The following is a 13284-nucleotide window of genomic DNA, read 5'->3' as shown; positions in this document are numbered from 1 at the left end:
ATGATCTTTTAAAGCTTATGCAACATCCACCAATTGCTCATCGGTGATTTCTTCGTAAAAATTGTAATAATTTTCGAAATCAGAAGTGGAAACGTAATCTAATACCGATTTATTGCTGTTTTTAACAATATTTAACACATCAGCATCTACGTCAGCACTGCCCAAAACTATCGCATCACTATACTGGATAGCACCGGCATAAAGAGCGGTGTTAGTGCCCTCTTTATATACTTCAGTGTGTTCCTCTGTCATGTTACCCATTACAGCTTTGCGCGCAAAATCAGCATCAAGGTTACCGGTGAAATCGTTACCGTAAATAGAGTAAACAACTTTTGAGTTTTTAAATGTAGGGTCGTCTTTGTAGGTAGTTTTTAAATAAGCCGGTACTAAAGAGCTCATCCATCCATGGCAGTGTACCACATCAGGTGCCCAACCTAATTTCTTAACGGTTTCTAAAGCGCCTTTGCAGAAGAAGATCATACGCTCATCGTTATCAGCGTAAAATTTTCCGTCTTTATCGTTAAATACGTGTTTACGTTGAAAATACTCCTCGTTATCAAGGAAGTAAACCTGCATGCGTGCAGCCGGTATTGATGCTACCTTGATGATAAGCGGGTTATCATTATCATTGATAATGATATTCATGCCCGATAAGCGGATAACCTCATGCAAACGGTTCCTTCTCTCATTAATGTTACCAAAGCGCGGCATCAGTATACGGATCTCGAACCCCTTATCCTGCATTGCTTGCGGCAACTGGCGGGTTATTTCTGCAATTTTAGAAATTTCGAGAAAAGGAGACATTTCATGAGTTATGAACAGTAGTTTTGATTTACCCATCACTAATCGATATTAATGTAAATGTAAGAGTCAAAAAAATTTGAGTTTGCAAATATAAGCATTATTATAAACACTGGCAACCACTTGTGCAACTATGTTTTGGTAGTTTTTAAAGAATTATACACCTTTGCCAAATTTTTGCCACAAATTTTCAGCTGATTTGAAAACATTTAAGACAAGGCAGTCCATCCGCGAATACCTGTCGGCGCAAGCTGGCATAACAATTGGCTTTGTGCCTACTATGGGCGCATTGCATAACGGCCATCTATCCTTAATAGCACGCTCCAAAGCAGAAAATGTTATAACGGTTTGCAGCATATTTGTAAACCCTACCCAGTTTAACGACCCTAAAGACCTGGAGAAATATCCTCGCCCGATTGAGGCTGATACGGCTAAACTGGAAGCTGCCGGCTGCGACGTGCTTTTTGCTCCTGAGGTGAACGAAATGTATGACGATAATGAGCAATGGCATTTGGATATTGGCCCGCTTGAGCACCTGCTTGAGGGCGAATTTAGGCCCGGCCATTACCAGGGTGTAACGCAAGTTGTTTACAAGCTATTGGATATAGTTAAACCTACCAGCCTGTATATGGGCCAAAAGGATTACCAGCAATTCTTAGTGGTGAGCCGCATGGTTGAGCTGCTCAGTCTGCCGGTTAACATGGTGATGTGCCCTATAGAACGCGAAGCCGACGGCCTGGCCATGAGTTCGCGCAACGTTCACTTATCTGATGTTGAGCGTAAGCGTGCGTTGGTGTTATCAAAAACCCTTAATTACATAAAAGATCATTTTGATATTAACCGCGAAGCGGAGTTAGAAGAACAGGCAATGGAGTTGCTGGCTGCAGAGGAAGGTATTGAGCCCGAATATTTCCGTATTGTGGATGGTAAAACTTTATACCCGGCAACTCCCGCATCAACATCTGTTGTTGCCCTTACCGCCGCACGCGTTGGCAAAACAAGATTGATAGACAATATGTTGATCTATTAGCTGTACCAAGTTCATGGTTTATGGTTCATAGATCATAGTAGCCACGCTTATAATGTAGCAACCAACAACATCGTTTCTTTAACGATGAACTATCAACTATGAATCAAACAAATCTTTACTTACCATGGACTATTGCCTATGGACTATCGACTAAAATTATTCCTACCTTTGCACCATGATTATTGAGGTATTAAAATCAAAGCTTCACCGGGTTAAGGTTACACAGGCCGAACTTAACTATGTTGGCAGTATAACCATTGATGAAGACCTTATTGACGCTGCTAATATCATCCCTAACGAGAAAGTGCAGATCGTTAATAACAACAATGGTGCGCGCTTTGAAACCTACGTTATTAAAGGTGAACGCGGCAGCGGTACCATTTGCCTTAACGGCGCAACCGCACGCCTGGCACAGGTTGGCGATATAGTGATCATCATGTCATACGCCTACATGGAAATGGAAGAGGCTAAGCAATACGAGCCAATTTTGATTTTCCCTGATGGAAATAACAAGCTGATTAGGTAAATTTGAGGGACTTAAACCCTTAAAATGAAATCTCTTCTTACAGTAGCCCTTATAATTTTCCCTATATTTTGTTTTGCGCAAGCTCAGAATGTATTCTTCCTAAAGAATGACGGTACTTTGGTCGTATCAAAAGACAGCGCAGATTATATCCGAGTTATTAGTGAACCAGATAAAGGTTCTGAGCTTTTTAACGTAGTTGAATATTACAAAAGCGGTAAAAGAAAAGCAGTAGGCAAGTCTGTTGTCATGAATAGCGCCAGCTTTGACGGTGTTAAATTAACTTTTTTTGAAAACGGTCGACGAAAGTCAACTGAGACGTTTGATAAAGGTGTACTCACCGGAGAGTCTGACGACTATTTCCCTAATGGAAAGCTGTATCTGCATAAGAAGCATATAATTACTGAAACGCCGCAACCTGAAACTAAATGGCCCCTTAGAAAATCTGAATTTACTATTACGGAAGGGTACGATTCCACCGGTGTTAAGCAAATCACCGATGGTAACGGAATATTGAAAATTTACAACAGTTCTTTCACTGCTGTGTCAGAAGAAGGATCTGTCAAAAATGGAAAGCGTGAAGGAGAATGGTCTGGCAGGGACGAATTAAACAACGCAACCTTTAAAGAGACATACAGCAACGGTGAATTGGTGGCCGGTTCTGCCAATTTTAACGGTATTACTTCTACGTACACAAAAAACAGGTTTACGAATCCGGAGTTCCCCGATGGCGATATGGGCTTTGGTAGATTTCTGGTTCGCACCGTTCGCTACCCTGCTGATGCACGGGAACAAAACAAAACCGGTATAGTTATATCAGGCTTCACAATAACTAAAGCCGGCGACGTGGCTGATATTGAAGTAATTTTCTCCGCAGGTAAAAGCCTTGATGATGAAGCTGTACGTTCTATAAAAATGAGCCCGAAGTGGAAACCTGCAACAAAGTATGGGCAGCAGGTAAGTGCTAAATACAATGTGCCGCTAACATTTAATTTGCAAACAAATTAGATACCTCATCACATAAATTAAATTGGATATAAACTTCGTTTTAATTGCACCAATTTTACTTCTTCGAATTAGCTATAAATACACAATAACATACCCCCAAGTTTGCTAAACCCCATCCTTTATTTGCCCCGCATTAAATTTGAAAATTTAACACGGTAAATCCTTGCAACTTACTATCTTTGCACCCCGATGCTGAGTCGGGAAAATACTTCGCAATCTCAGCGCATAGAACTTGTTGTTAAATGGCTAAACGCCCGTTTTTAACTTTTTGATTTAAAGCCCTATGCCCAAGGACACCTCCATCAAATCCGTATTAATTATTGGTTCTGGCCCTATTATTATCGGTCAGGCGTGTGAGTTTGATTATGCAGGTTCGCAAGCTGCCCTTTCGCTTAAAGACGAAGGCATCTCCGTATCCATAATCAACAGCAACCCGGCAACCATCATGACCGACAAGGTCATAGCCGACCATGTTTACCTTTTACCGCTTACCTGCGAGAGTATTGAGCAAATACTGCAGGAACAAAAAATTGATGCTGTATTACCTACAATGGGTGGCCAAACTGCGCTTAACCTTTGTATTGAAGCATCAGAACGCGGTATTTGGGAAAAATATGGCGTAAAAGTGGTTGGTGTTGACGTAGCCGCCATTGAGAAAACTGAAAACCGCGAGGCATTTCGCCAGCTGATGGTTGACATCGGTGTAGGTGTTGCCAAATCAAAAATTGCCAACTCTTTCCTTGAAGGTAAAGAAGGTGCGCAGGAAATTGGTTTCCCGCTGGTTATACGCCCAAGCTACACGCTGGGTGGAAAAGGCGCAGGCTTTGTACACAAAAAAGAAGATTTTGATGCCGCGCTTAGCCGCGGTTTACAGGCTTCACCTACCCACGAGGTATTGGTAGAGCAGGCCGTATTGGGCTGGAAAGAATATGAGCTGGAGCTATTGCGTGATAACCGGGACAACGTAATTATCATCTGCTCTATCGAGAACTTTGACCCAATGGGTATCCACACCGGCGACTCGATAACCGTGGCACCAGCCATGACCCTGAGCGACCGTTGCTACCAGCAAATGCGCAACCAGGCTATCAAAATGATGCGTGCCATTGGTAACTTTGCAGGTGGCTGTAACGTACAGTTCTCTGTTAACCCTGCAAACGAGGAGATCATCGCAATCGAGATCAACCCTCGCGTATCGCGCTCATCGGCCCTGGCATCAAAAGCAACCGGTTACCCTATCGCTAAAATTGCTGCCAAGCTGGCCATAGGTTACAACCTTGATGAAATTGAGAACCAGATCACCAAAACTACTTCGGCTTACTTTGAGCCAACGTTAGATTACGTGATCGTGAAGATCCCACGCTGGAACTTTGATAAATTCAAAGGCGCTAACCGCGAGCTTGGCCTGCAGATGAAATCTGTTGGTGAGGTAATGGGTATAGGCCGCAGCTTTATAGAGGCCTTACAGAAGGCTTGTCAGAGCTTGGAGATCGGTCGCGCCGGTTTAGGTGCCGATGGTCGCCAGAGCCGTAACCTTGAAGAGATAATGCACAGCCTTGAGCATCCAAGCTGGGACAGGTTGTTCCACATTTATGATGCCATGAGCCTTGGTGTACCAATGGAGTCTATCCGTAAGGTAACCAAAATAGACCGCTGGTTCCTGAACCAGATACAGGATGTGGTAAACCTGGAGAATGAGTTACGCAGGTATTCGCTGAACAACATTCCTGACGATTTCTTCTACACCCTTAAACAAAAAGGATTTTCTGATACCCAGATAGCTTACATCCTTGGTAACGTTACCGAAGAGGATGTTTACCAACGCCGCAAGCAGTTGGGCTTAAGAAGGGTTTATAAAATGGTAGATACTTGTGCTGCAGAGTTTGCCGCACAAACCCCATACTACTACTCAACTTACGAAGGTGAGAATGAGTCAAAAGTATCAGACCGCAAAAAGATCATCGTATTGGGCTCAGGCCCTAACCGTATAGGCCAGGGTATCGAGTTCGACTACAGCTGTGTGCACGGTTTACTTGCTGCAAAAGAGGCCGGTTACGAAGCTATCATGGTTAACTGTAACCCTGAGACCGTATCTACCGACTTTAATATGGCGGATAAGCTTTACTTTGAGCCTGTATTCTGGGAGCATGTCCGCGAGATCATCGACCTTGAAAAACCTGAGGGTGTGATTGTGCAGTTGGGTGGCCAAACCGCTCTTAAAATGGCTGAGAAGTTACATGCACACGGTATTAAAATAATCGGCACCTCATTCGACAATATGGATATTGCCGAAGACCGTGGCCGTTTCTCTGACCTGTTGAAAGACCTGGGTATCCCTTATCCAAAATACGGTGTTGCCGAAAGCGCTGAAGAAGCCCTTGAAGTTGCGCATGAGGTAGGTTACCCGGTATTGGTGCGCCCGAGCTACGTGCTTGGCGGCCAGGGCATGAGCATTGTGATAAACGATGAGGACCTGGAGAAAGCTGTGGTTAATTTGTTGAAAAATCTCCCCGGTAACCGTGTATTGATAGACCATTTCCTTGACCGCGCGGCTGAGGCAGAATCAGATTCTATCCACGATGGTGAGGATGTACACATCATTGGTATGATGGAGCATATTGAGCCTGCAGGTATCCACTCTGGCGACTCTTACGCAGTATTACCTCCTTTCGATCTGAGCGATAATGTGATCAGCCAGATGGAAGAATATACTGAAAAGGTAGCCCGCGCGCTTAATGTTCGTGGTTTGCTTAACATCCAGTTTGCCATTAAAGATGATAAGGTTTACGTAATTGAGGCTAACCCGCGCGCATCACGCACAGTGCCGTTCATTGCTAAAGCTTACGATGTGCCATACATTAACATTGCTGCTAAAGTAATGCTGGGTGTTAACAAAATAAAAGATTTTACCATACAGCGTAAGCTTAAAGGTTACGCAATAAAAGAACCGGTGTTCTCGTTTGATAAATTCCCTGAAGTGAATAAGGAGCTTGGCCCCGAGATGAAATCGACAGGCGAGGCTATCAGGTTTATTCCTAACCTGATGGATCCTTACTTCAGACATCTATACAAAGAAAAATCAATGTATTTAAGTAAGTAATTCAGCACTGGCATCAGTTTTGAATTATCCGGTAAGCCGCCGTATATTTGCGGCGGCTTACCCCATTTGTTTAATTTAGTGCTACAGGATTGAAAGTAAGTTTTAAGAATGGCGCGCCGATAGTCAATTTAAACACTATCGACCCGGAAAATATAGGCGATATATTGGCGAAAATTGAGTGTTCGTTCAATATCAGGTTCGAAAATGATGATCTTAACCACGTTAAAACCTTCGGAGCTTTATGCGATCTGGTTGTTAATAAGGTTAAAGAGGTACAGGCAGGCAGCTGCACCACGCAGCAGGCTTTTTATAAATTACGCAATGCCATTAATGCCAAAAAGGAAGTAGATCGTTGCGATCTTAAGCCTACAACTAAGCTTTGTGAGCTTTTCCCACGTGACAACCGCATTGAGGTTGTTGCTGATGTTGAGCATGAAATGGGTTTACACATGAACCTGTTGCGCCCTAAACAAGGTATAGTTTGGGCCTTTGCGTTATCGCTATTGCTGTTTATTACCGTAAGCTTTGTATACAGTACCATTGGTTATATAGGGATGGTTGCTTCTATAACAGGATTGGTACTTGCAGGAAAATTCGGTAAAGAGCTTAAGGTAAAAACCCTTGGCGATCTGGCAGAGAAAATTGCCCGTGAGCATTACCTGAAATGCCGCCGTGATGCCCAGACCATTAACCGTAACGAGATCGTAGACAAGGTACGTGGGGTATTTGCAGAATACCTGCAACTTGAGCCTACCAGCCTAACTAAGCAAGTAAGATTTGCATAAGCAGATGTACTTATAAATAAAAAGCGGCGGAGTAATACTTCGTCGCTTTTTTGTTTGGAACATATTTTCTCATTCCCGCCTCTGGAAGGGGCGCTGCTGACGTAAGCGTAATGACGGAGAGAAGTTTATCAAAGCGCCGAAATCCTTTTAAGGGAGGGAATAGCACCGGAGCTTCGTTTTAGTTGATGAGGAGATATTTTCCAATTCCCTCCTTGGGGAGGGGTGCGGAAGGTAGAAGCGCAATTGCAGGGAGGGGTTAGTCAAAGCGATTCCCTTCCTACGATAAGCACCCGCTCCTTAATTTTCGCCCTCATACCCCACATCCAGCAAAGCCCTCAAGCTCTCAATAGTGTCTGCTTCTTCCTTTGGCTTATCATGCCTCCAGCGTAATATCCGGGGAAAACGCAAGGCGATCCCCGATTTATGGCGTGATGATTTATTGATCCCCTCAAAACCTATCTCAAAAACCAATTCGGGTTTTACCGTACGCACGGGGCCGAATTTTTCCAGTGTGTTGCGCTTTACAAAGTAATCTACCTTATTGATCTCCGCGTCTGTTAAACCAGAGTAAGCTTTTGCAAATGGCACCAGTTTGTCGCCATCCCATACCGCAAATGTGTAATCGGTATACAAGTCGGCGCGGCGGCCGTGGCCTTTTTGAGCGTACACCATTACGGCATCAACAGATAGCGGGTCTATCTTCCATTTCCACCAATCGCCACGGCGGCGGCCAACCTGGTAGGTGGCACTTTTTCGTTTCAGCATAATACCCTCGGCTATCATAGCACGCGATTGTTCACGTTGGGTTTCCAGTTCCAGCCAGCTACTAAAATTTATTAACGATGAGATCCTAAATGTTTCAGGATCATTGGTTTGGCTTTGCAGTTTTTCTAATATCTCCCGCCGCTCAGTTTGTGTTTTAGAGCGGATATCTTCTCCGTTGTACTCAAGGCAATCGTAAACAATGGTTGCCACCGGGCTTTCGGCAAGTATTTTCTTACTGATATTTTTACGCCCTATCCGTGTTTGCAGCACGTTAAAGGGCATTGGTTTTCCGTTACTAAAACTCAATATCTCACCATCAAGCACCGTTCCATCCGGCAGGCTGTATAAAAACGGATGCAATTCCGGAAATTTTTCTGTAGCGAGATCTTCCCCACGGCTCCAGATAAATATCTCGCCATCGCGTTTGATCATCTGGGCACGGATGCCGTCCCATTTCCATTCGGCCTGCCATTCTGATGCGTCGCCCAGCGCCAATTGCAGGTCCTCTGCAGATTTTTGTCGCTCGGATGTTTCTTGTATGGGATATGCCAAAAAGAAAGGATATGGGCGGGAGATATCGTCTGATGCGGTTTGCTCCTGCACCAATTGGTCGTAAGTATAATCCTCAGGCATCCATTTACCCATAATGCGGTGGGTAAGTGCAGGTGCCTCAATGCAGGTAACATCTGCAAGGGCCTTTACTACCAGGTTTTGCGACACGCCTACCCGGAAGCTGCCTGTGAGCAGCTTATTAAATACAAAGCGTTCCTGGCTGTCCAGCATAGCCCATGATGCCAGGAGCCATTCTTTCTTTTGCCCCTCGGTTTTGTCAGCCAAGTCGTTTATTTCGCCTATCCATTCAGTAAGCGATTTGCTGCTACTGCTCTCCGTAGCCGGCATCAGTAATGACATGGTCTCGGCCAGATCGCCCACCACGTGGTAGCTTTCCTCAAAAAGCCAGGCCGGTATATTTGATGCTTCTATGGCCCAATGACGTATCAAAGTAGCATTGATCTGTCGCTTTGGTTTGCGGCCGGTAAACAAAGCCAGCATGTGCATCTTATCCGTATCGGGTACACTGTTAAAATAGTCTTTCAGTACCTTAACTTTTTCGTTGGTCTTATTGGTCTCATCTAAAGCCAAAAATAAGTTTGCAAATGCCTTCATTCAGCAGCCTCCTTCAATTGCGGTGAACGCTCATCTTTCGGCAATTCGCTTATTTCCTCTTTCTCGTCTTTTTCAGTAACAGTAGCATCTTCTTCTTCTCCGCCATATAGCGTATGCACTTCGCGGGCATTAAAACCTATCTCATTTAAATATCTGGTAAACGTAGCTGTATAACCATGGGTAAGATATACGCATTCACAATCAGTAGCATCAATTGCGCTTACCAAGCCATCCCAATCGGCATGGTCAGACATGATAAAACCTCTGTCTGCCGCCCTGCGGCGTTTGGCCCCGCGAATAGCCATCCAGCCACTGCAATACCCAAAACTGTATGGGCCAAACTTGCGCATCCATGGCGTTCCTACAGACGATGGGGGCGCTATAATGATACCTTTCCTAACTTCTTCTTTTGATGATTCTGAGGTGATTCGCTCAGTAGGATTAAGTATCACGCCATTTCGGCGTAAAGCTTCATTTGTATTCTCTATGACCCCATGTGTGTAAACCTTGCCCAAACTCAGATCGAGGTTTTGCAGGATGCGCTGGGCCTTGCCTAACGAATAGCCAACTATAACCGTGGCCAGCCCATGTTCCAGGTTACTTTGCCACCAGCTGTTCACATCTCTGAAAATGTCTGCCTGGGGTTTCCAGGTATATACCGGCATCCCAAAAGTACACTCTGATATAAAGTGATGGCATTTAACCGGTTCAAAAGGTGTAGAAATACCGTCGTCCTGTGTTTTGTAATCTCCGGACACCACCCACACCACGCCTTTATATTCAACCCTTATCTGCGCAGAACCTATCACATGCCCCGCCGGGAACATAGATATAGTTACACCGTTTTTAACAATGGTTTCACCGTATTCAACCGTTTGCAGGTTTATCTCCCCTAAACGATATAACAAAACCTCGCGGGATAAGTGATGAGCCAGGTAGCGTTTATGGCCCCAGTAAGCGTGATCGGCATGTGCGTGGGTAATCACTGCATCGTCCACAGGCTTCCAAGGGTCAATGTAAAACTTGCCCTGTTCGCAGTAAATGCCGCGGTCTGTAAACTCAAGCAATGGTTTAGCCATGGTTTACAAATAACCTGCAGATGCTGAATTAGTTTTAAATGAGGGAGCCGGTGCTTTAAAAACAAAAAGGCTCGGGTAAGTATTACCCAAGCCTTTAATTGGTTTATAATTGATTGGTATCTTATAAAAAGCACAGGCTGCAGGCAAACACTACGTTCACCAATAGCACTACGCTAAAAAAGTTCTTGTTGTGGCGGCTAACGGTAGCCAGCCTGATATTAAGCGATTTTAACATCCTGTTATTTAACAACACAAAATGGCTTAAAAGCAAAAAGAAAATTGCACCAGCAGTTATCAATACCACAGTCCCCATATTTAAAGTAAGCAAATGGCTTTTAAGCATCAGCTTGGTTAACAGCATCACGTTAGTAAGCACTACTACCAGTAAAAAGCTCACGTTAAATAACGACTTAAACTGAGGTAAGCTACCCTGGCCGAAAATTTTGAAACTCCATCTGTAAAATGCTACATAAATGGATTGATAGGCTTTTGTCATGATAGTAAATTTAGAAGTAATACAATCTGTTTATAACTCTCAAATATTTAGAAGTCGTGTCCTGGTGACTATCAATATTCAATTATACGAAAAAACAAATAAAAAAGATATAAAGTTTTGGATTTTTGAAATTATCAAAATTAAATATCAATTATTTAATATTATCCAAACTTAAGCAATAAATAATTAGAAACATTTATTTCGATTGATCTACAAAAGAAGCCAGCAGATTTGTATTAGGGTCTAATTTTAATTCGGCAGTCGCGCTATCGGCAGGAAATTTCAGATCTGCATTTACATCTTTTACTTCACGCTTGTAAAGTTTGCCATCAACGGAAACTTCTAATGTAAAATTGAAGGGCTTGTTGGTTTCCTGATGAATATTTAAAACCATCTCTTTAGTTTTATCATCATAGCTGCGGGCGATCTTCAGGATAGGATGACCCACGCTGCGAAGCCATTGATTAAAAAAGTTTTTAAGATCCTGCCCGCTGGCTTTTTCCATCACAATCCTAAAATCGTCGGTATTGGCATTGCTCCCGTTATATTGTTTGTAATATGCAGCTATACCTTTCCAAAAGGCTTCATCCCCAACTTTACGCCTAAGCATGTGCAACACCCATCCACCCTTTTGATAGGCGTTGGGGCTCAGCAGTTTCATCAAGCTGCCTTTAAAGGCCGAATCAACGACCGGAGCATTATAGCTTTTCTCAAAGTTAAAGACCTGTTTGCGGTCTGCCATCAGGCGCTTATTTAAACTATCTACACCATATTTGCTTTCTAAATACAGATTGGTCATGTAGGTAGCAAATCCTTCGCTAAGCCAGACATGCTGCCAGTTTTTCTCACTGATGGCATCGCCAAACCATTGATGTGCTATCTCATGCGCCATCAAGGCCTCAATACCTTTATCTTTAACCGACTCTTCAAAGTAAAAGATAGCGCCCGCGTTCTCCATTCCACCAAAAATGGTTTTAGATTGTACATTTGCCAGCTTCTTATATGGGAAAGTTCCGATCCGTTTCGCAAACCATGGCAGTATCTCTGCTGCTACAGCGTATGATTTAAAACCAACTTCTTGATCTTCCGGAAACACATAAGTGCTAATGGGCACATCATCCGGTGAAGCAACATTATCAATAGCGAATTCGGCTACCCCAATTACCATAACCTTTGCAGGTAGTTTCGCTGTCTCTTTCCAACGGGTTAATTTATTCCCCCCGGGCAATTGCTGCTCAGCTATTTTTAGGCCGTTGGCAACAACGGTGTACTTAGCCGGTGCAGTAACATCAAATTCAAGCGAAGCCTTATCAGCAGGCGCATCAACACAAGGCAGCCAATTATGGGCACGATTAGGCCAATTGTCGCCAAAGAAGGTGCGTTTCCCGTAATGATTGGTAGAAATGATCAAACCATCTGAAGGTATTCCTTCATAAGAAATATGGTATGCATGTGTCGTCCCAGCTACTGCAACGGTATTTATTACCAAATGGGCACTATCTTGTGTAAATTTGAGCGGCTTGCCTGCTTCCGTAACTTTAGATACCAACATGCCTTTACCGGTAGCATTCTTTTTGGTCAGGTCGAAGCTGATCTCCCGGGTTGATCTGAGAATCTTCGTAGTTATGTTCGCATCCCCTTTTATCAGGTTAGTCGCATCGGTAAGAGTGATGCCAAACCGGTAATTTTGCACATCAATACCTGGGCCGGGTTGCTGTGCATAAACATGGGCAGCAAACACAAACGAAACTAAAAGTGATAACCGTAGGCGCATTAGTGGTTTTCCTCTTTATCTAAAAAACTAACCGGTGCATTAGCGCCCGCCAAAGTTTGCCCAACACCAAAGTATTCTTCCAGTTCAGACAGGGTTGAAGAACTGGTTGCTATATCTTTTATGACCACGCCTTTTTCCATAAGTAATATCCTGTCACAAACATCGGTTACATGGTTAAGATCATGGCTGGATACGATGGTGGTTACCCCTTTGTTCTTATTCTGGTCTTTAAGAATATTCTTTAACCTGAACTGTGTGCTGGGGTCAATATTGGCAAAAGGCTCATCAAGCATCAATAGATCAGGCTTTTGCAACAGGCAGCCTGCTACCCCAACTTTACATTGATTCCCTTTAGACAGGTCGCGGATGTACTTGCCTTTATTGATGATCTCGCCGTTGAAAAATTCGGTTAAGGCAGCCGTTTGCTCATCTACCTGCGCCTTATTCTGCTGGTGCAGGCCACCAACAAAATACAGGTATTCTTCGGGGGTAAGGTAATCTATCAGGAAACCTTCGTCCAGGTAGGCGGCCGTATAGTTCTTCCAGTTTTCGCCCCCGGCCACTACCTCGCCATTAGATAATACCTCGCCCGATTCGGCACGTATCAGGTCTAATATCATACGGAACAGCGTGGTTTTACCGGCACCGTTGTTGCCCACAAGGCCAATGCTTTCGCCTTTATTAATTTGCAGCGCAGGTACATTTACAACGGTAACGCCGTTATATATTTTCTTTAAGTTTTTTATCTCTATCATG

General features: G+C 43.8%; 11 protein-coding genes. 5 read left to right on the top strand and 6 right to left on the bottom strand.

The genetic code is table 11. The annotated features are described in order from the left end of the window. Positions 1-15: 15 nt before the first annotated feature. On the bottom strand, positions 16-840 hold the full coding sequence (locus INP83_RS04620; protein ID WP_146269303.1) for a glycogen/starch synthase: 825 nt from the start codon (positions 838-840) through the stop codon (positions 16-18). Between the two features lie 160 nt (positions 841-1000). Here INP83_RS04620 and panC point away from each other — a divergent pair, with 160 nt between their 5' ends. The 5 genes from panC to INP83_RS04595 all read left to right on the top strand — a co-directional run bounded on the left by panC (position 1001) and on the right by INP83_RS04595 (position 7247). Continuing rightward, complete coding sequence (gene panC, locus INP83_RS04615) at positions 1001-1831, top strand: pantoate--beta-alanine ligase (RefSeq protein WP_146269304.1); 831 nt, start codon at positions 1001-1003, stop codon at positions 1829-1831. Positions 1832-2006: 175 nt separating this feature from the next. Next, the gene (gene panD, locus INP83_RS04610; protein ID WP_219126476.1) at positions 2007-2357 is read left to right on the top strand and encodes an aspartate 1-decarboxylase; all 351 of its coding nucleotides are present in this window, start codon (positions 2007-2009) and stop codon (positions 2355-2357) included. 24 nt (positions 2358-2381) lie between these two features. Beyond that, the gene (locus tag INP83_RS04605; protein WP_219126475.1) at positions 2382-3362 is read left to right on the top strand and encodes an energy transducer TonB; all 981 of its coding nucleotides are present in this window, start codon (positions 2382-2384) and stop codon (positions 3360-3362) included. Between the two features lie 283 nt (positions 3363-3645). Continuing rightward, positions 3646-6462: a carbamoyl-phosphate synthase large subunit gene (gene carB / locus INP83_RS04600; protein ID WP_219126474.1), complete on the top strand. Its 2817-nt coding sequence runs from the start codon at positions 3646-3648 to the stop codon at positions 6460-6462. An 89-nt stretch (positions 6463-6551) separates the two neighbouring features. Beyond that, positions 6552-7247, top strand: a complete 696-nt coding sequence (locus INP83_RS04595) for a hypothetical protein (RefSeq protein ID WP_146269308.1) — start codon at positions 6552-6554, stop codon at positions 7245-7247. A 297-nt stretch (positions 7248-7544) separates the two neighbouring features. On the opposite strand, the gene INP83_RS04590 is transcribed toward INP83_RS04595, so the two are convergent. From INP83_RS04590 to INP83_RS04570, 5 genes are all read right to left on the bottom strand, one after another. After that, positions 7545-9179, bottom strand: a complete 1635-nt coding sequence (locus tag INP83_RS04590) for an ATP-dependent DNA ligase (protein ID WP_219126473.1) — start codon at positions 9177-9179, stop codon at positions 7545-7547. Beyond that, positions 9176-10258, bottom strand: coding sequence for a ligase-associated DNA damage response exonuclease (locus INP83_RS04585; RefSeq protein WP_219126472.1), 1083 nt, complete (start codon positions 10256-10258; stop codon positions 9176-9178). The genes INP83_RS04590 and INP83_RS04585 overlap by 4 nt, the downstream gene beginning before the upstream one ends. 121 nt (positions 10259-10379) lie before the next feature. Beyond that, a complete protein-coding gene (locus tag INP83_RS04580) occupies positions 10380-10754 on the bottom strand; it encodes a hypothetical protein (RefSeq protein WP_219126471.1) in 375 nt (124 codons plus the stop codon). Positions 10755-10950: 196 nt separating this feature from the next. After that, positions 10951-12528: a M1 family metallopeptidase gene (locus INP83_RS04575; RefSeq protein ID WP_219126470.1), complete on the bottom strand. Its 1578-nt coding sequence runs from the start codon at positions 12526-12528 to the stop codon at positions 10951-10953. Next, complete coding sequence (locus INP83_RS04570; RefSeq protein ID WP_219126469.1) at positions 12528-13283, bottom strand: ABC transporter ATP-binding protein; 756 nt, start codon at positions 13281-13283, stop codon at positions 12528-12530. Before INP83_RS04570 ends, INP83_RS04575 begins: the two co-directional genes overlap by 1 nt. Between the last annotated feature and the right edge of the window lies 1 nt (position 13284).

Source organism: Mucilaginibacter sp. 21P (assembly GCF_019331605.1).
GTDB lineage: Bacteria > Bacteroidota > Bacteroidia > Sphingobacteriales > Sphingobacteriaceae > Mucilaginibacter > Mucilaginibacter achroorhodeus.
Note: the sequence above shows the minus strand (reverse complement) of the source record. Positions and strands in the feature narration are given on the sequence as shown.